This window comes from Pseudomonas sp. C7.1 (genome assembly GCF_056312395.1).
Window position 1 is genome coordinate 1089432 of the sequence record NZ_JBWDTL010000003.1, and the last position, 19092, is coordinate 1108523.

Here is a 19092-nt window from a genome sequence, read left to right on the forward strand (position 1 = left end):
GGCGAATGTCGTCTTCACGTTAGAGACAGTAACCAGATTGCTTGGGGTTATATGGTCAAGTGAAGAAGCGCATACGGTGGATGCCTTGGCAGTCAGAGGCGATGAAAGACGTTGTAGCCTGCGATAAGCTCCGGGGAGTCGGCAAACAGACTTTGATCCGGAGATCTCTGAATGGGGGAACCCAGCCAGCATAAGCTGGTTATTACACACTGAATACATAGGTGTGTAAGGCGAACCAGGGGAACTGAAACATCTAAGTACCCTGAGGAATAGAAATCAACCGAGATTCCCTTAGTAGTGGCGAGCGAACGGGGACTAGCCCTTAAGTTGATTTGAGAATAGTGGAAGGCTCTGGAAAGTGCCGCCGTAGTGGGTGATAGCCCCGTACACGAAATTCTCTTATCAATGAAATCGAGTAGGACGGAGCACGAGAAACTTTGTCTGAATATGGGGGGACCATCCTCCAAGGCTAAATACTACTGACTGACCGATAGTGAACTAGTACCGTGAGGGAAAGGCGAAAAGAACCCCGGAGAGGGGAGTGAAATAGATCCTGAAACCGTATGCGTACAAGCAGTGGGAGCCCACTTTGTTGGGTGACTGCGTACCTTTTGTATAATGGGTCAGCGACTTATATTCAGTGGCGAGCTTAACCGAATAGGGGAGGCGTAGCGAAAGCGAGTCTTAATAGGGCGACAGTCGCTGGGTATAGACCCGAAACCGGGCGATCTATCCATGGGCAGGTTGAAGGTTGGGTAACACTAACTGGAGGACCGAACCGACTACCGTTGAAAAGTTAGCGGATGACCTGTGGATCGGAGTGAAAGGCTAATCAAGCTCGGAGATAGCTGGTTCTCCTCGAAAGCTATTTAGGTAGCGCCTCGTGTATCACTGTTGGGGGTAGAGCACTGTTTCGGCTAGGGGGTCATCCCGACTTACCAAACCGATGCAAACTCCGAATACCAACAAGTGTCAGCACGGGAGACACACGGCGGGTGCTAACGTCCGTCGTGAAAAGGGAAACAACCCAGACCGTCAGCTAAGGTCCCAAAGTTATGGTTAAGTGGGAAACGATGTGGGAAGGCTTAGACAGCTAGGAGGTTGGCTTAGAAGCAGCCACCCTTTAAAGAAAGCGTAATAGCTCACTAGTCGAGTCGGCCTGCGCGGAAGATGTAACGGGGCTCAAACCATACACCGAAGCTACGGGTTCATCTTAGGATGAGCGGTAGAGGAGCGTTCTGTAAGCCTGTGAAGGTGAGTTGAGAAGCTTGCTGGAGGTATCAGAAGTGCGAATGCTGACATGAGTAACGACAATGGGAGTGAAAAACTCCCACGCCGAAAGACCAAGGTTTCCTGCGCAACGTTAATCGACGCAGGGTGAGTCGGCCCCTAAGGTGAGGCAGAAATGCGTAATCGATGGGAAACGGGTTAATATTCCCGTACTTCTAATTACTGCGATGGAGGGACGGAGAAGGCTAGGCCAGCACGGCGTTGGTTGTCCGTGTTTAAGGTGGTAGGCTGAGATCTTAGGTAAATCCGGGATCTTAAGGCCGAGAACTGATGACGAGTTATCTTTTAGATGACGAAGTGGTTGATGCCATGCTTCCAGGAAAAGCTTCTAAGCTTCAGGTAATTAGGAACCGTACCCCAAACCGACACAGGTGGTTAGGTAGAGAATACCAAGGCGCTTGAGAGAACTCGGGTGAAGGAACTAGGCAAAATGGCACCGTAACTTCGGGAGAAGGTGCGCCGGTGAGGGTGAAGCATTTACTGCGTAAGCCCATGCCGGTCGAAGATACCAGGCCGCTGCGACTGTTTATTAAAAACACAGCACTCTGCAAACACGAAAGTGGACGTATAGGGTGTGACGCCTGCCCGGTGCCGGAAGGTTAATTGATGGGGTTAGCTAACGCGAAGCTCTTGATCGAAGCCCCGGTAAACGGCGGCCGTAACTATAACGGTCCTAAGGTAGCGAAATTCCTTGTCGGGTAAGTTCCGACCTGCACGAATGGCGTAACGATGGCGGCGCTGTCTCCACCCGAGACTCAGTGAAATTGAAATCGCTGTGAAGATGCAGTGTATCCGCGGCTAGACGGAAAGACCCCGTGAACCTTTACTATAGCTTTGCACTGGACTTTGAGTTTGCTTGTGTAGGATAGGTGGGAGGCTTTGAAGCGTGGACGCCAGTTCGCGTGGAGCCAACCTTGAAATACCACCCTGGCAACCTTGAGGTTCTAACTCTGGTCCGTTATCCGGATCGAGGACAGTGTATGGTGGGTAGTTTGACTGGGGCGGTCTCCTCCTAAAGAGTAACGGAGGAGTACGAAGGTGCGCTCAGACCGGTCGGAAATCGGTCGTAGAGTATAAAGGCAAAAGCGCGCTTGACTGCGAGACAGACACGTCGAGCAGGTACGAAAGTAGGTCTTAGTGATCCGGTGGTTCTGTATGGAAGGGCCATCGCTCAACGGATAAAAGGTACTCCGGGGATAACAGGCTGATACCGCCCAAGAGTTCATATCGACGGCGGTGTTTGGCACCTCGATGTCGGCTCATCACATCCTGGGGCTGAAGCCGGTCCCAAGGGTATGGCTGTTCGCCATTTAAAGTGGTACGCGAGCTGGGTTTAGAACGTCGTGAGACAGTTCGGTCCCTATCTGCCGTGGACGTTTGAGATTTGAGAGGGGCTGCTCCTAGTACGAGAGGACCGGAGTGGACGAACCTCTGGTGTTCCGGTTGTCACGCCAGTGGCATTGCCGGGTAGCTATGTTCGGAAAAGATAACCGCTGAAAGCATCTAAGCGGGAAACTTGCCTCGAGATGAGATCTCACTGGAACCTTGAGTTCCCTAAAGGGCCGTCGAAGACTACGACGTTGATAGGTTGGGTGTGTAAGCGCTGTGAGGCGTTGAGCTAACCAATACTAATTGCCCGTGAGGCTTGACCATATAACACCCAAACAATTTGATGTTTGCGTGTCTCTATGAAGACTGCAACAGCCGAAAATTTGTAAGCACTGCAAAACCATCTATCACATACCCAATTCGGGATAGCGCTTAACCGCGACATCCCAGCTGAATCGCTTGACGACCATAGAGCATTGGAACCACCTGATCCCATCCCGAACTCAGTAGTGAAACGATGCATCGCCGATGGTAGTGTGGGGTTTCCCCATGTGAGAGTAGGTCATCGTCAAGCACCTACACCAAAACCCCCGATCAGGAAACTGATCGGGGGTTTTACTTTGTGCAGCGAAAAACATACTCAGTCGCCGAACACGCTCGACCATTCGGCGAAACTCAGGTCGGTGGTGATCACACACGCTACTGTGTTCGTACAGTTTGGACAGCAGGTGACACAACAGCTTGCCGCGCCTGGCTAACGGTAGATTCCCCAGCTTGTCGAGGACAGCATAGATCCATGTGCGCAGGAGGGCTTGGGTGATCCGACCGGCCTTGCCGTCGTTCCAGCAGGTTGACCAGGTCGACCGTGGAGTAGAAGCGCACGCGCTTGCCGTGCTGGGTTATGCCGGGACACGGCCAGCTCGCTGATCAGGCATGCGTCGGGTTGGAGGCACTGAAGTTGCAGCTGGCCAGATCGCGGTGCATCGGCAGCTTGGCCATGTTTATCTGGTGGCTCACCGAGCGCATGGCGCGATCTGCGTGTTCTTGTTCCGCAGGTGTTCGAGCAGACACCTAGAGGATGCTGTTGCCGATTCGCCCTGCGCAATCAACTCCGCAGATCACGGCTGACCGATTTGCTCGGCATGGCTACGCAGGAGGTAGTAGCGTGCTGTGTTGCGCGCTTGGTTATTTCGTGTAGGCAGCTTGTGCGGAAATGCATTCGGCGAATTTTGCCCATCATTTCCATGCTGGTCCCACCCCTCTGCCCCTGCTCAGAAATTGAGCAGGGGCAGTTGAGCACCTGGGTCAGTTTTCAGTCGGCAGAACAGCCTCTACTGGGGCATTTCTTGGTCAATGGTAACAGGATTAGTCAGTAACTCTTAAGGTGAACAGCATTGCCTGCATCGGTAGGGCTGTTTATTGAGTGATGACGCCGTGGTAGTTAGATTAGCTCGGCCCACATGTCGTATTCATCGGCATCGACGATACGTACGCGCACTTTTTCGCCTGGTTTAACGTCGGTGCTGGCGATAAACACGCTGCCGTCGATTTCCGGGGCGTCGGCGTAGCAGCGAGCGACGGCGCCTTGGTCGTCGACTTCATCGATCAGCACGTCCATTTCCTTGCCGACTTTCAGCTGCAGGCGCGCGGTGCTGATGGCTTGTTGGTGGGCCATAAAGCGGTCCCAGCGGTCTTGTTTGATGTCATCTGGTACCGGCTTTTCAAGCAGGTTGGCGGATGCGCCTTCTACGGGCGAGTACTGGAAGCAGCCGACGCGGTCGAGCTGGGCTTCGGTCAGCCAGTCGAGCAGGTACTGGAAGTCTTCTTCTGTCTCGCCAGGGAAGCCGACAATAAAGGTCGAACGGATGGTCAGCTCAGGACAGATTTTGCGCCAGTTTTTAATGCGTGCCAGAGTCTTGTCTTCGAAGGCTGGGCGCTTCATGGCCTTGAGCACTTTCGGGCTGGCGTGCTGGAAGGGGATGTCGAGGTACGGCAGGATTTTGCCTGCGGCCATCAACGGGATCAGCTCGTCGACGTGCGGGTAGGGATAGACGTAGTGCAAGCGCACCCAGATGCCCATGCTGGAGAGTGCTTCGCACATTTCGGTCATACGGGTTTTCACCGGCTGACCGTTCCAGAAGTCGGTTTTGTATTTAACGTCAACGCCGTAGGCGCTGGTGTCTTGGGAAATCACCAACAGTTCTTTGACCCCGGCTTTAACCAGGCGCTCGGCTTCGCTAAGCACTTCACCGACCGGCCGGCTGACCAGCTTGCCGCGCATAGACGGAATGATGCAGAAGCTGCAGCTGTGGTTGCAGCCTTCGGAGATTTTCAGGTAAGCGTAGTGGCGTGGAGTCAGCTTGATGCCCTGTGGCGGCACCAGGTCGATCAGCGGGTTGTGGTCCTGCTTGGGTGGTACCACTTCGTGAACGGCGTTGAGCACTTGTTCGTATTGCTGCGGGCCGGTTACCGAGAGCACGCTGGGGTGCACGTTACGAATCGCGCCTTCTTCTACGCCCATGCAGCCGGTAACGATCACCTTGCCGTTTTCTGCCAGGGCCTCACCGATTACTTCCAAAGATTCGGCTTTGGCGCTGTCGATAAAACCGCAGGTGTTGACCACCACCACGTCGGCGTCCTGATAGGTGGATACCACCTCATAACCTTCCATTCGCAGCTGGGTCAGGATGCGCTCAGAGTCCACCAGGGCCTTGGGGCAACCGAGCGATACAAAGCCGACTTTCGGCGTGGCGGGGGTGGACATGGTGTTAACCTCGGGCGTGTACGGATGGATGCTGGGCGCTTAGGCGCCTCTGATCAAAAAGTGCGCAATTTTAGCTGCGACGCTGGCAATTGACCAGCGCTGAGCGTCGTCTTGGTAGTGAGGCTGTTCGCAGCCGGGATACGTCATCAGGGATGAGCCCCGAGCCTGTAAGCGATGACCTGCTCTGATGTAAGCAGCAAGGCCTAAGGCTCGCTGAACCGGATTACTTGAATTGCGCACAACAAAAAGGCCACTCGATTGAGTGGCCTTTTTGAGTATCTGGTTGCGGGAGCAGGATTTGAACCTACGACCTTCGGGTTATGAGCCCGACGAGCTACCAGACTGCTCCATCCCGCGCCGACCATTCTATATAGAAATTGTGGGCTGTCAAGAAAATAGTGTTTTTAATCAAATGCTTAGCTTTAAGGAAGAAACAAAAAAGGCCACTCGATTGAGTGGCCTTTTTGAGTATCTGGTTGCGGGAGCAGGATTTGAACCTACGACCTTCGGGTTATGAGCCCGACGAGCTACCAGACTGCTCCATCCCGCGCCGACCATTCTATATAGAAATTGTGGGCTGTCAAGAAAATAGTGTTTTTAATCAAATGCTTAGCTTTAAGGAAGAAACAAAAAAGGCCACTCGATTGAGTGGCCTTTTTTGAGTATCTGGTTGCGGGAGCAGGATTTGAACCTACGACCTTCGGGTTATGAGCCCGACGAGCTACCAGACTGCTCCATCCCGCGCCGCCAATTCTAGCGTTTAAACGTTGCTTGTCAACCTAAGAATGGATGGAAGTTGTTTTTATTCAGGTGCTTAGCCATGCTGCATATTGCTTTGTACTGCACAGGGGGCTGCGTTAGAGCCTGATTGGGGGCGGAGGTGCTTCGGCATAGTCCGCCACCGGGCTGTGGGGCTGGTGGGTTTGACGATGAACAGGCGCACGATCATCCATGTTGAATGGGCATGTCATTTCTGAGTGTTTTTTTGATGACGCGGATACCGCGTCTTCAGGGTCTTTTGAGGTCGCCTGCGTAATGGCCCAGCAGATGACAATCCCGTTCAAACTCACCCCTCCTGCGCTCGATAAGCCCCCGGCGTTAGCCCCGTCCACTTCTTAAACGCCCGATGAAACGCCGAGGGTTCGGAAAACCCCAGCTGCTCGGCAATATCCTGAATCGCCAACTCATCGCGCCCCAAGTGATAAATCGCCAAATCCCGGCGCAGGTGATCCTTCAACTCCTGAAAGCTCGAACCTTCCTCGCGCAAGTGCCGGCGCAGGGTTTGTGAGCTCATATGCAGTTGCTGGGCAACCGCATCCAGGTCCGGCCAGTTGCTGCAGTCGCGGCCGAGTAAGCGGCGGATTTGGCTGATCAGGCTGTCGCCGCCATCGGGGCGGGCCAGTAGGTCGGCGGGGGAGTGCTGGAGGAATTGCTTGAGCGTGCGTTCATCCTGCAGCAGCGGCATGGCCAGATAGCGTGCGTGGAACAGCAGGCTGGTACGTCCGGCCGTAAAGCGCCGGGTGCAGGGGAAGAGCAGTTCATATTCGGTCGCGTGAGCGGGTCGGCTGTAGGTGAAAGTGGCTTCTTCCAGGCGGATGCGCTGGCCGATCAGCCAACTGCCGAGGCGATGCCAGATCACCAGCAGACTTTCCACTAGAAAGTGGTCGGGGTCCCACAGGGTCGAGTCGTCCACGCTTAGCCGCGCCCAGTCTCCTTCGCGCTGGATGCTGATGGTCGGGGCTTCGGGGAATAGGCTGTAGAACAGCGCGCCACGGCCCAGGGCTTTTTCCAGGGAATGGCAGTGGATGATCGCGTAACACATCATGGCGAAGGTGCCGCGTTTGCTGCGCAGGCGGCCGAAGCCCAGGTATTCGTCGTCGAGGCTTTCCCACAGCAGCTGCACCATGCGGGCGAACTGTTCTGGGGCGACCCGTGCGCGGGGTTCGTCGAGCAGCGCCGGTTGGATGCCCAGTTGGCGCAGCAGCGGCGTGCAGTCGTGGCCCTGGCGTTCGGCGCCGCGTAAGGCTGCGCGGATAAAGTGGCTGGCGATGGTGCGTTCGCGCATGACGACTCCTTGAAAGTACGCCGATGGTAGGCAGCTCACTGCGCCGCCGACAAGCCGACCGAGCGATTGGGTCAATTCAGGCTGAGCGCATGGGTCATTGAGGCGGTGTGGGCATGAGGCCTAACCTGCTGCATGACCTCAGCTCAGGGAGCACCGCCGCATGCAGCGCCTTATTTTCGACATCGAACACAACATGTTCCGCGACGCCTTCGCCGCCTTTCTGAAGAAGGAAGTGGTGCCGCATCAGGACGAATGGGAAACAGCCGGTGTGGTCAGCCGTGAGGTGTGGAAGAAGGCCGGTGATATGGGCTTTCTGCTGCCCTGGGCGGATGAAGAATACGGCGGTGCTGGGCTCAAGGATTTTCGTTACGAGCAGATCATGTGCGAGGAGCTGGCCAAGATTAACGAGCCGGGCTTTATGCTGCCGCTGCACTCGGCGCTGTGCGGGCCTTATATCGCTGAGTACGGCAACGCTGAGCAGAAGGCGCGCTTTATGCCGGGGATTATCAGCGGCGAACTGATTCTCGCGGTGGCGATGACCGAACCGAGCGCTGGTTCTGACTTGGCCGGCATGCGTACCAGCGCGGTGGATCAAGGCGATCATTACGTGCTTAACGGCTCCAAGGTGTTTATCTCCAACGGTCTGCTGGCCGATGTGGTGATCGTTGCGGCCAAGACCGATCCGGCCAACAAACACGCCATGGGCCTGTTCCTGGTCGAACGCGGCATGGATGGCTTCGAGCGCGGCAAGAACCTGGAAAAACTCGGTATGAAGAGCCAGGACACCGCTGAGCTGTTCTTCAACAACGTCAAGGTGCCCAAGGCCAACCTGCTGGGCGACGCCAAGGGCGGCTTCTTCTATCTGATGAATATGCTGGCTCAGGAGCGCCTGACCAACGCGTGCGGCGCGGTGGCGGCTGCCGAGGCGGCGCTGCAGGTGACCATCGATTACGTGCGTGAGCGCAAGGCCTTCGATCGGCCGATCTCGCATTTTCAGAACACCCGTTTCAAGCTGGCCGAGATGCGCACGCAGATCGACGTGGCCCAGGTGTTTGTCGACCGCTGCGTAACCGACCACAACGAGAAGAAACTCACCCCGGAAGTGGCCGCCGAGGCCAAGCTGTTTACCACTGAACTGCTGTGCAAGGTGGTCGATGAAGGGGTGCAGCTGCACGGCGGCTGGGGTTATATGTGGGAATACCCAATCTGCAAGATGTACGCGAACGCGCGCATCCAGCGCATCTTCGCCGGCACCTCGGAGATCATGAAAGAAATTATCAGCCGTGGGATGAAGCTTTGATAAATGAGTAGTGGCTGAGCAGAGGCGAGACAGACAATAACAACAAGAGGTCTGCACATGGATGATCAATTGCCCCTGGAGCGCCTGGCGCTCTGGGTTGAAAAGCGCCCCGATGCTGTCTGGCTTAGCCAGCCGGTAAACGGCCAGTGGTATGACTTCACCTGGGCCCAAGTGGACGACCAGGCGCGGCGCATGGCCACGGCCTTGCAAGCGCTGGGCTGCGAGCCGGGGGATCGGGTGGCGCTGCTGGCGAAGAACTGCGCTGAGTGGATCATCGCCGACCTGGCGATCATGCTCGCTGGGCTGATCAGCGTGCCGTTGTATCCGCTGCAATCGGCGGAAAGCATCGACTATGTACTGCGTCACTCGCAGTGCAAGGCGATCTTCCTCGGCAAGCTGGATGAGCCGGCCAAGCTGGCACCGGGTATTGCGGCCGACGTCATCCGTATCGCCATGCCCTATCCGACCATTGAGGCGCAGCACAATTGGCAGGAGCTGCTGGCGGCGCATCAGCCGCTTGCTGTTGCGCATGTGCAGTCGCTGGATGAGCTGCTAAGTATCCTCTACACCTCCGGCACCACCGGCCAGCCCAAGGGCGTGATGCTCTCGGCCAAGGCGTTTGCCATTGCCGGTGGGCGTTCGGTGAAGGAGCTGCAGATTACCGAGCAGGATCAGTACTTCTCCTACCTGCCGCTTTCCCATGCCGCCGAGCGTTTTCTGGTAGAGATGAATGCGCTGTACAGCGGCGGGCGGGTGGCTTTTGTCGAGTCGTTGGAAACCTTCGCCAGCGACCTGCGACATGTACGGCCAACCGTGTTTTTCTCCGTGCCGCGCCTGTGGACGCGCTTTCAGCAGGGCGTGCTGGAGAAACTGCCGCAGCCCAAGCTGGCGCGGCTGCTGCGCATTCCGCTGATCGGCGGCCTGGTCGCACGTAAGATTCGCAAAGGTTTGGGGCTGGACCGTGCGCGCATTCTGGTCAGCGGCGCGGCGGCGATTCCGCATGCCTTGCTCGATTGGTATCAGAGCATCGGCATCACCATCTGTGAGGGCTACGGCATGACCGAGCACCTGGCCTATGGCTGTTTCAACCGGCCGGGGCAGGTACGTTTTGGCACCGTGGGCCGGCCCATGCCGGGTAATGAGCTGCGCATCGCAGGCAATGGTGAAATTCTCCTGCGCTGCCCGAGCCTAATGCTGGGCTACTACCAGGACCCGGAGAAAACCGCCGAGGCCATCACCGATGGCTGGCTGCACACTGGCGACAAGGGTGAGGTCGACGCGGCCGGTTACCTGAAAATTACCGGGCGGGTGAAGGACATCTTCAAGACCAGCAAGGGCAAGTACATCGCCCCGGCGCCGATTGAGGGCGAGATCGCCAAGAACCTCTGGGTCGAGCAGGTGTGCCTGATGGGCAGTAACCTGGATCAGCCATTGGCGCTGATCGAACTGTCACCGGTTGCCCGTGAACAGGCACGTGAACAGGTGACGGCTGACCTTGCGCAGACCTTGGCGCAGCTTAATGCCCAGCTTGAGGCCCACGAGCGGCTTAGCCACTTTGTCCTGGTGCGCGAGGCCTGGACCGTGGACAACGGCTGCATGACGCCGACCATGAAAATCCGTCGCAATATACTGGAAGCGCGCTTTGCCGATCAGCTAAGCGAGCTGGATGCCAAGCAGCCTCTGCATTGGCAGTGAAGCCTTTGCTTTTGTAGGAGCCAGCTTGCTGGCGATGCTGTTGTATGGCGATTGATCGCCAGCAAGCTGGCTCCTACAGCTGTCTGTGCAGCTTGGCGAATACCGATTTAGATCAAAGGAGCTGTTATGTCAGGCCCGCTGTCGTCACTGAAAGTGCTGGATTTCTCCACCTTGTTGCCGGGGCCTTTTGCCTCGCTGCTGCTGGCTGATATGGGCGCCGAGGTGCTGCGGGTGGAGTCGCCTTCGCGCATGGACCTGGTGCGCGTACTGCCGCCCCATGATGGCGGCGTATCGGCCAGCCACGCCTATCTCAATCGCAACAAACGCTGCATCGCCCTGGACCTGAAACAGGCCGAAGCGGTGGAAATGGTCAAACAGCTGGTGGCCGAGTATGACATCGTGCTGGAGCAGTTCCGCCCCGGGGTGATGGACAAGCTCGGGGTCGGCTATGAGGCGCTCAGGGCGATCAACCCAAAGCTGATCTACGTCTCCATCACTGGCTATGGCCAAAGCGGCCCGTACAAGGACCGCGCTGGCCACGATATCAACTACCTGGCCCTGGCCGGTATCGCCAGCTACACCGGCCGGCGTGAAACCGGGCCGCTGCCGTTGGGCATTCAGGCGGCGGATATCGCCGGCGGCTCGCTGCACGGGGTGATCGGTCTGCTGGCGGCGGTGATCCAGCGCCAGGCTACGGGTCAGGGCCAGCAGGTGGATATCAGCATGACCGACTGCGCCTTTAGCCTGCACGGCATGGCCGGCGCGGGTTATCTGGCGGCTGGCGTGGAGCCGGCGATGGAAAACCAGGCGCTGAACGGCGGCAGCTTCTACGACTACTACCGCACCCGCGACGGTCGCTGGTTCTCGGTGGGCAGTCTAGAGCCGCAATTTATGCAGCAGTTCTGCGCTGCCATCGGCCGCCCGGAACTGGCCTCGCGTGGCCTGTCGCAGAGACCGGAGGATCAGCAGGCGCTTAAACGCGAGATCGAAATCGAGTTCGAGAAACGCGATTTTGCAGAGTGGAGCCAGGTTTTCGCTGGGCTGGATGCCTGCGTCGAGCCGATGCTCAACCTTAGCGAAGCGGTCGAGCATCCGCAGATCAAAGCCCGTGGCCTGGTTACCGAGGTGCCGCGTGTGGGCAACTCCCCACAGGCGCAGATCGCCTGCCCGATCAAGTTCTCTAGCGGCTTGCCTGCGCCCCGGCATATCGGTGCTGCTCTAGGCGCGCACACCGCAGAAGTGCTGACAGAACTGGGCTACAGCGCCGAACAGATTGCCCAACTCAAGGCCGCCAAGGTGGTTGCCTGAGCCGGCGTAAAGGTTCTGCGGGCAAATGGAGGCTCGTCAAATAGTTGATTTTCCGGCATAAGCCTTGGGCATTCGAGTCGGCTGATTGTTCGGGAACGGAAAATATGTATCACGGGGAGCGCTTTAACGCCTGGACCCATCTGGTTGGGGCGGTTCTGGCCTGCGCGGGAGCCGTGTGGCTCTTGGTGCTGGCGAGCCTGGATGGCGAGTTGCGCAAGATCATCAGTGTGGCGATCTATGGCCTGACCCTGGTACTGCTTTACAGCATCTCCACGCTTTACCACAGCATGCAGGGCCGGGCGAAGGTGGTGATGCGCAAACTCGATCACCTGTCGATCTACCTGCTGATCGCCGGCAGCTATACGCCGTTCTGCTTGATAACGCTGTATGGGCCGTGGGGCTGGTCGCTGTTCGGCGTCGTCTGGGCGCTGGCCGCCATCGGCATGCTGCAGGAGATCAAGCCGCGCTCTGAGGCGCGGGTGCTGTCGATTGTGATCTATGCGGTGATGGGCTGGATTGTGTTGATCGCGGTCAAGCCGCTGATTGCCGCGCTGGGCATGACCGGGTTTATCTGGCTGGCCGGCGGCGGGGTGCTGTACACGGTGGGCATCATCTTCTTCGCCTATGACAGTCGCTTTCGCCATTGGCACGGCATCTGGCACCTGTTCGTAATGGGCGGTAGCCTAATGCACTTTGTCGCGGTGTTGCGTTACGTCCTGTGACGCCAGTGGGCTATTCGACTCGCTGTTCGCCGGTATAACTCAAGGTCACCTTGCAGCGCCGGCAGTAGTAGCGCCGGCCTTTGCTAACTAAAGCGTGGCGCTGGGCAGAGAAGGGGAACTCGCCCTGCGGGCAGCTGCAACGGTAGATATAGCGGCTAGCTGTACGTCGCTTTACTTCATAGCTGTGGCAGCGATTGGGCGGTAGCTCGTACACGCCGCGCATGATCAACTGCCACTCCTCGCCGTGGGGCTGAATTTTTAGGCCAAACAGCTGGTGGGCAATCAGGTGCGCTACTTCGTGCGGCACGGTCTGCTTGAGGAAGTCTTCGCGGTTTTCCCGGTACAGCTGAGGGTTGAAACGCAGCTTGTTTTCCGTCAGGTGCGCCACGCCAGCCTTTTGCCCACGCAGCTTGAAGCTCACTTCTGCACGGGCAAAGGGACGCTTGAAAAAGGCTTCAGCCTGCTGGTAGCACTGTTCTACGCGGCTCAGGAGGTGTTCGGGCATGGATGCGGCGATCAAGACTGGGGTGGCGATTATGCCCAAGGCAAGTCATGCCTGCAGCCCTGAAACGACGAAACCACCCGCAGGTGGTTTCGTTGTGTGTCATCAGGCGTTGCTTTAGCTGGTGTACACCGGGCCGACCCCAAAGCCCCAGAGAATCACCGAGCTAGCGATCATTGCCACCAGCACCACTAGGCCCACTGCGAGTACCGAGCTGGAGAACATAAAGCCTTCATCCTCGGGTATGCCCATAAACCTGGGGATACCGACATAAAGCAGGTACACCGTGTAGCAGATGGCCGCCGTGCCCACCACCATGGCCAGCCAGAGATGTGGATAGAGCGCCGCTAGGCCACCGATAAACAGCGGTGTAGCGGTATAGGCCGCAAATACTACGCATTGCGTAAGGTTCGGGCTGGCATCGTAGGTGCGTGCCATCCAGTGGATAAACGCGCCCATTACGGCGATACCTGCAAGCATTGCCAGGTAAGTCATGATGGTCATTTGCAGCGCGCTGGCTTCTGTCAGCATCACCGGCGCTCGATCACCGATAGCCCAACCGACCTGCGTGGTGCCGATGTAGGCCGAGACTGCGGGAATTGCCGCGAGAATCAATACGTGGGTGAGATACATGTGGCTAATGGTTTCTTCTTCGCCACGGATTTCCTGCCATTCCTGGTCAGGGTGGGTGAATAACCCCCAAACGTGATGGATCATGCCAGACCTCCTATTTTTATAGCGGTCGCCCCCCAGCAGAGCGCCTGATTCGCGTATGCAGCGCTATCAGGTACAGGGCCGAACCCATGCGACCGTATGTCGCAGTATAGGCAGGCATTAATGAGGGAAGAGGCCCGGCGTTAGAGCAAATCGGACTCTCAAACGCGGCCGTAATAGCGTTCTAGGATTTCCATGGCCTTGTTGATCGACTGCAAGCGCGCCGTGTTGCCGCCGCGATCAGGGTGATGCAGGCTGACCAACTGCCGGTAGCGGTGCTTAATAGTGGCGAGATTGAGCGTCTGCTCGCGGCCTTCGAGCTCGAATAGCTCCAGCGCCGCCTGTTTTTCCTCGCTGCCGTGCATGCGCGTCCAGAAGCTCAGCAGCAGCTTGGCCACATCCTGCTCGTCGGTGTCGCTGAGCTGGCTGAGGTCGAGGTAATAGTCGCGCAACGGGTCGTGTTCACTCAGCTCCGCGCTGCCGGGCTGGTAGGGCAGCAGTTGGATGTGCAGCGCACTGATCTGCACATAGCCACTCTGCGTCGCCCACAGCTTTTCGCGCAGGCGGTAGAGCGCGTTGAACAGCAGGAAATGGGTGCGAAACAGCACCAGCTTGTCGGTCAGTGGCAGGTTGGGGATATGCCTACAGCCGCGCGCTTTGAGTTGCTGAATCAGCTGGTATTCGCCAAGGCCATCAGGGGCAACGCGCAGTAGTTGGTGCAGTTGTTCGGGCAGTTCGAGGCCCGGGTCGAAATCGTCGTTCATCGGCCGAGCCTAGCATTTCCGTAACTGTGGGGTAGGGCGCGTCACGCTTTCTGGGTAAAATGCGCATCCTCAACGACTTCCGGATTCCAGCGCACCATGGGCACCCTCTCGGTCAATCAGAATAAACTGCAAAAACGCCTGCGTCGCCAGGCCGGCGAAGCCGTTGCCGATTTCAACATGATCGAGGATGGCGACAAGGTCATGGTCTGCCTGTCTGGCGGCAAGGACAGCTACACCATGCTCGACGTACTGCTGCACCTGCAAAAAGTCGCACCGATTAAGTTCGAGATTGTCGCGGTTAACATGGATCAGAAGCAGCCGGGTTTTCCCGAACACGTGCTGCCGGCCTATCTGGAATCCATCGGCGTGCCGTACCACATCGTCGAGAAGGACACCTACTCGGTGGTCAAGGAGAAGATCCCGGAAGGTAAGACCACCTGTTCGCTATGCTCGCGCTTGCGTCGTGGCACGTTGTACACCTTTGCCGATGAAATCGGCGCGACCAAGATGGCCCTGGGGCATCACCGCGACGACATCCTGGAAACCTTCTTTCTCAATATGTTCTACGGCGGCACCCTCAAGGCCATGCCGCCCAAGCTGCGCGCCGACGACGGCCGTAACGTGGTGATTCGCCCGTTGGCCTACTGCAACGAGGCGGATATCGAGGCTTACAGCGTGCTCAAGGAGTTCCCGATTATTCCGTGCAACCTCTGCGGCTCCCAGGAAAATCTACAGCGCCAGGTGGTCAAGGAGATGCTGCAGGACTGGGAACGCAAATCGCCGGGGCGCACCGAGATCATGTTCCGTGCCCTGCAGAACGTGGTGCCGTCGCAGCTGGCTGACCGCAACCTGTTTGACTTCACGAGCCTGAAGATCGATGACAGCGCCACGCCGCGCTTTCTCGATGTAATGAACCTCTGATCTTCGTAGGATGGGTTGAGCGCAGCGATACCCATCAATTCCCGGCTCAAGGACTGCCCAATGCGCGACTACAAATGGCTCCACGAATACTGCCTGAACCGCTTTGGCTCGGCCGCTGCGCTGGAGTCGATCCTGCCGCAACCGCGCAGCGCCGAGGAGCTGCGCGCGATCAGCGATGATCGCTACCTGTCGATCCTCAGCCTGCGGATCTTCCGCGCTGGCCTCAAACACAGCCTGGTGGACGCCAAATGGCCGGCGTTCGAGCAGGTGTTCTTCGGTTTTGATCCAGAGAAGGTCGTGCTGATGGGCGCCGAACGCCTGGAAAACTTGATGCAGGATGCGCGCATCATCCGTCACCTGGGCAAGCTCAAGAGCGTACCGCGCAATGCCCAGTTCATTCTTGATGTGCAGAAGGACAAGGGCAGTTTTGGCGCGCTGATCGCCGACTGGCCCGTGAGCGATATTGTCGGCCTGTGGAAATACCTGGCCAAACACGGCAGCCAGCTCGGCGGTCTGTCTGCGCCGCGTTTTCTGCGTATGGTCGGCAAGGATACCTTTGTGCCCAGCGATGACATGGTCGCCGCGCTGAAGGCGCAGAAGATCATCGACAAAGTACCCACCAGCCTGAAAGAGCGCGCCGCCGTGCAGGCCGCGTTCAACCAATGGCATGAGCAGAGCGGTCGACCGTTGTGTCAGCTTTCGGTGATGTTGGCGCATACGGTCAATCACTGAGCAGGTGGGTGGGGGGTGACGCTTTATCCATCCACCAGGGTGCTGTTGCGGTGGACGAAAAGAGTGTCGTCCACCTTACGCAGCAGGGGTCCAAATGAACCAGGCTATTGCCCGTGTCGCCCAGGCAGTCGTTGAGCCGTTAATGCGGAACCGTCAGGCGGGCGGTTTTACCGTGGCGATCAACCCCCAGCGTACCGACTTGAGCGCTCGGATGGATGTGCGCCTGCAAGGGCGGGCATTAGATGTTTTGCCAAAACCTCTGGGTCACATTTAGGCCCATAGAATTTGCAAATGAATCTCATAGAAGGCATAGTCGCGACCTTATTAAATTTACCGACACGGTCGTGCTCATGCTCAAACGCCTCGCACCCCTCGTGCCCATCGCACTTTCTGTGGTTCTGGCCGCCTGCGCCAGCCATGCCCCACAGCCTCAGCCGAAGCTGGCAACCCAGCCGGCAGTGTTCTCCTCGACAGACCTTGTCGAGCTTGACGAACAAGCCAAAGAAGCGGCTCTGGGCGACTTCTCTGAAGAAAAATCCTACGAACTGCCGAAATTGGCTGACAGCGTCCTATCCCACGGTTTGTCCCTGGTGGGCACCCGTTACCGTTATGGCGGCAGTTCGGTGAAGTCAGGTTTCGATTGCAGCGGCTTTATCGGTTATCTGTTCAAGGAAGAGCTGGGCATGAAATTGCCGCGCTCGTCCCGCGACATGATCAATATCGACGCACCGCGGGTGTCGCGTGATGAGCTGGAGCCGGGCGATCTGCTGTTCTTCAGCACCAATGGCCGTAACCGCGTCAGCCATGCCGGTATCTACATGGGTGATAACCAGTTTATCCATTCCAGCAGTAGCCGCAGCGGCGGTGTACGGGTTGATAGCCTGGATAATCGCTACTGGTCGCGTACCTTTATCGAAGCCAAACGTGCTCTGGCGCTGGCTCCGAGTGACTCGATCGCTCGTCACCCTTGAGCCCTGTGAATGGCGGCTGAATTTGTTCGGCCGCCGTAGTTAAGTAATAGTTCTGGCTCATCTCGATAGTTTTCAACAACCTGCCAAACAAAGCTAAAGCTTGCACTGCGATGTGTAAGCCGGCAGAGTAGAGCGCATCCCGGCTCAGGATCGCTCGTCCATGACCGCTATCGCCCGTCTCAGCTTGATTATGTTTGCCGCGCTGCTCAGCGCTTGTGCCAGCAATGCTCCCGCGCCCGCGCCAGTCCCGCAGCCCATCGTGTATGCGCCCATCGGCAGCTTTAACGGCAATGCTGAAGATGTGCTGTTTCGCGCCCTGGGCTTGGTCGGCACTCCCTATCGCTACGGCGGCAATACCCCGGATGGCGGCTTTGATTGCAGCGGCCTGATTGGTTACGTTTACCGCGATGCGGCGGGCATCAAGCTGCCGCGTTCGACCCGTGAGCTGATTAGCATGCGCGCCCCGGTAGTCAGCCGCGACCGTCTGCAAAGTGGTGATTTGCTGTTTTTCGCTACTAATGGCGGCAGTCAGGTCAGTCACGCGGGTATCTATGTCGGCGATGGCCGTTTTGTTCACGCGCCTTCCAGCGGAGGCACCGTACGCCTGGACAGCCTGAGCAATACCTACTGGCAGCGCACCTATCTGAATGCCAAGCGCGTGTTCACCCCGGAACTGGCTAGCAACCCCTGATCAACCTCAGCGGCTGAGTGATCTGCCATGACCAACCGAACACTCAATCTCGATTCCGCCCTGTATCAATACCTGCTGGACGTCTCCCTGCGCGAAACACCGGTGCTCAAACGCCTGCGCGAGGAAACCGCGCAGCTGAGTACCGCACGTTGGCAGATCGCCCCCGAGCAGGGCCAGTTTATGGCCTTGTTGGTGCAACTGACGGGTGCTCGACGGATTGTCGAGGTCGGCACCTTTACCGGCTATAGCGCCATCTGTATGGCCCAGGCCATGCCCGAAGATGGTCGGCTGATCTGCTGTGATATCCCTGGCGAGTACAATGCCACGGCCGAGCGTTACTGGCGCGAAGCCGGGCTCAGTGCGCGTATTGAACAGCGTCTGGCCCCTGCGCTACAGACCTTGGCGGCGCTGGAGGCTGAAGGCCTGGCCGGCAGTATTGATCTGCTGTTTATCGACGCCGATAAGGCCAATTACCCGGCCTATTTGGAACATGCCCTGCGCCTGGTGCGCCAGGGTGGGCTGATCCTGTTCGATAACACCCTGTGGAGCGGGCGTGTGCTTGAGGAAAACCCCGAAAGCGCCGATACCCGTGCAATTCAGGCGCTCAATCTGGCGCTGCGTGATGACCCACGTATCGATCTGTCCCTGTTGCCGCTGGGCGATGGCCTGAGCCTGTGCCGTAAACGCTGAGCCCGTATGCCCGAACCGATTCGTCTGCCTGATCAACCTGGTGCCTGCGAACTTTGCGCCCGCGCGGCTGCTCTGACGCGCCATCACCTGATCCCCAAGGCGCTGCACAGCAGGGGCTATGTGCAAAAGCGCTTTGGCAAAAGCGAGCGTATCAGCGCTACGCTCTGGGTCTGCCGCGCCTGCCACAACCAGATCCACCGGCTGTTCAGCGAGAAGGAGCTGGCGCTGACCTACAACAACCGCGACAGCCTGCTCAGTGATGAGCGCCTGCGTACTTTTGTCGAGTGGCTGGCCAGCAAGCCGGCCGGCTTTATGCCCAGGCATTGATTCACGGGTGCAACGGCGCATTCCGGTTTGACGCTTAATCACGAACTCTCTACCCTTCGCGCCTTGTAACAGGTGCCCCCAACGCTAAGCGTGTGCGGGGTGAAACTGGGAAGTCGGTGCGTTGTGCGTTTACGCCAACCATTCCGACGCTGCCCCCGCAACGGTAAGTGAGTTAAACCAGCGCTTTTCAACCACTGTGCTCAGGCATGGGAAGGTGCGCCTGGTGGCGGTCTGCATTTTCAGATCAGCGCTCATAAGCCCGGAGACCGGCCTGTTGCAGTCCACGGCATCGCGGAGGGCGATGGCT

The 19092-nt window shown here is 57.8% G+C and carries 15 protein-coding genes, 3 tRNA genes, 2 rRNA genes, 1 pseudogene and 1 riboswitch; of the genes and pseudogenes, 12 read left to right on the forward strand and 9 right to left on the reverse strand.

Translation table 11 applies throughout. The annotated features are described in order from the left end of the window. Positions 1-53: 53 nt before the first annotated feature. Both AC0T4W_RS08395 and rrf read left to right on the forward strand, forming a co-directional pair. Positions 54-2943: ribosomal RNA gene (locus AC0T4W_RS08395) — 23S ribosomal RNA — on the forward strand. A gap of 134 nt (positions 2944-3077) precedes the next feature. Continuing rightward, positions 3078-3193: ribosomal RNA gene (gene rrf / locus AC0T4W_RS08400) — 5S ribosomal RNA — on the forward strand. A gap of 69 nt (positions 3194-3262) precedes the next feature. Here the strand turns inward: rrf and AC0T4W_RS08405 are convergent. From AC0T4W_RS08405 to AC0T4W_RS08430, 6 genes and pseudogenes are all read right to left on the reverse strand, one after another. Then, positions 3263-3731: pseudogene (locus AC0T4W_RS08405) on the reverse strand (ATP-binding protein); the annotation flags it as partial. A 329-nt stretch (positions 3732-4060) separates the two neighbouring features. Then, positions 4061-5383 carry a 30S ribosomal protein S12 methylthiotransferase RimO gene (gene rimO / locus AC0T4W_RS08410; protein WP_476318465.1) on the reverse strand — a complete coding sequence of 441 codons (1323 nt, stop codon included), beginning with the start codon at positions 5381-5383 and terminating at the stop codon, positions 4061-4063. A gap of 280 nt (positions 5384-5663) precedes the next feature. Next, a tRNA-Met gene (locus AC0T4W_RS08415) sits at positions 5664-5740 on the reverse strand. A 116-nt stretch (positions 5741-5856) separates the two neighbouring features. Next, positions 5857-5933 (reverse strand) — tRNA-Met (locus AC0T4W_RS08420). A 117-nt stretch (positions 5934-6050) separates the two neighbouring features. Further along, positions 6051-6127, reverse strand: a tRNA-Met gene (locus tag AC0T4W_RS08425). A gap of 322 nt (positions 6128-6449) precedes the next feature. After that, positions 6450-7448, reverse strand: a complete 999-nt coding sequence (locus tag AC0T4W_RS08430; protein ID WP_476318467.1) for an AraC family transcriptional regulator — start codon at positions 7446-7448, stop codon at positions 6450-6452. Positions 7449-7608: 160 nt separating this feature from the next. Between AC0T4W_RS08430 and AC0T4W_RS08435 the strand changes: the two genes are divergently transcribed. From AC0T4W_RS08435 to trhA, 4 genes are all read left to right on the forward strand, one after another. Beyond that, positions 7609-8748 (forward strand): acyl-CoA dehydrogenase family protein, encoded by a 1140-nt coding sequence (locus AC0T4W_RS08435; protein ID WP_476318469.1) that lies wholly within the window; start codon positions 7609-7611, stop codon positions 8746-8748. 57 nt (positions 8749-8805) lie between these two features. Continuing rightward, a complete protein-coding gene (locus tag AC0T4W_RS08440) occupies positions 8806-10443 on the forward strand; it encodes an AMP-binding protein (RefSeq protein WP_476318471.1) in 1638 nt (545 codons plus the stop codon). Positions 10444-10569: 126 nt separating this feature from the next. Next, a complete protein-coding gene (locus AC0T4W_RS08445; RefSeq protein ID WP_476318473.1) occupies positions 10570-11751 on the forward strand; it encodes a CaiB/BaiF CoA transferase family protein in 1182 nt (393 codons plus the stop codon). 104 nt (positions 11752-11855) lie between these two features. Continuing rightward, positions 11856-12473 (forward strand): PAQR family membrane homeostasis protein TrhA, encoded by a 618-nt coding sequence (gene trhA, locus AC0T4W_RS08450; RefSeq protein ID WP_476318475.1) that lies wholly within the window; start codon positions 11856-11858, stop codon positions 12471-12473. Between the two features lie 10 nt (positions 12474-12483). Here trhA and AC0T4W_RS08455 read toward each other — a convergent pair whose 3' ends face one another. From AC0T4W_RS08455 to AC0T4W_RS08465, 3 genes are all read right to left on the reverse strand, one after another. Continuing rightward, on the reverse strand, positions 12484-12978 hold the full coding sequence (locus tag AC0T4W_RS08455; protein WP_476318477.1) for a SprT family zinc-dependent metalloprotease: 495 nt from the start codon (positions 12976-12978) through the stop codon (positions 12484-12486). A gap of 114 nt (positions 12979-13092) precedes the next feature. Continuing rightward, a complete protein-coding gene (locus tag AC0T4W_RS08460; protein ID WP_476318479.1) occupies positions 13093-13692 on the reverse strand; it encodes a Yip1 family protein in 600 nt (199 codons plus the stop codon). Between the two features lie 158 nt (positions 13693-13850). Beyond that, positions 13851-14453 carry a DNA-J related domain-containing protein gene (locus AC0T4W_RS08465; protein ID WP_476318481.1) on the reverse strand — a complete coding sequence of 201 codons (603 nt, stop codon included), beginning with the start codon at positions 14451-14453 and terminating at the stop codon, positions 13851-13853. A 96-nt stretch (positions 14454-14549) separates the two neighbouring features. Here AC0T4W_RS08465 and ttcA point away from each other — a divergent pair, with 96 nt between their 5' ends. The 6 genes from ttcA to AC0T4W_RS08495 all read left to right on the forward strand — a co-directional run bounded on the left by ttcA (position 14550) and on the right by AC0T4W_RS08495 (position 18785). Next, a complete protein-coding gene (ttcA, locus tag AC0T4W_RS08470; protein ID WP_476318484.1) occupies positions 14550-15374 on the forward strand; it encodes a tRNA 2-thiocytidine(32) synthetase TtcA in 825 nt (274 codons plus the stop codon). Positions 15375-15434: 60 nt separating this feature from the next. Further along, positions 15435-16106 carry a DNA-3-methyladenine glycosylase I gene (locus AC0T4W_RS08475; RefSeq protein ID WP_476318486.1) on the forward strand — a complete coding sequence of 224 codons (672 nt, stop codon included), beginning with the start codon at positions 15435-15437 and terminating at the stop codon, positions 16104-16106. Positions 16107-16456: 350 nt separating this feature from the next. Next, positions 16457-17077: a C40 family peptidase gene (locus tag AC0T4W_RS08480; RefSeq protein ID WP_476318488.1), complete on the forward strand. Its 621-nt coding sequence runs from the start codon at positions 16457-16459 to the stop codon at positions 17075-17077. A 160-nt stretch (positions 17078-17237) separates the two neighbouring features. Further along, positions 17238-17768 carry a C40 family peptidase gene (locus tag AC0T4W_RS08485; protein WP_476318490.1) on the forward strand — a complete coding sequence of 177 codons (531 nt, stop codon included), beginning with the start codon at positions 17238-17240 and terminating at the stop codon, positions 17766-17768. Positions 17769-17795: 27 nt separating this feature from the next. Further along, complete coding sequence (locus AC0T4W_RS08490; protein ID WP_476318492.1) at positions 17796-18458, forward strand: O-methyltransferase; 663 nt, start codon at positions 17796-17798, stop codon at positions 18456-18458. Positions 18459-18464: 6 nt separating this feature from the next. Continuing rightward, complete coding sequence (locus AC0T4W_RS08495) at positions 18465-18785, forward strand: hypothetical protein (protein ID WP_476318494.1); 321 nt, start codon at positions 18465-18467, stop codon at positions 18783-18785. Positions 18786-18838: 53 nt separating this feature from the next. Beyond that, a riboswitch (cobalamin riboswitch) is annotated at positions 18839-19074 on the forward strand. Positions 19075-19092 lie beyond the last annotated feature (18 nt).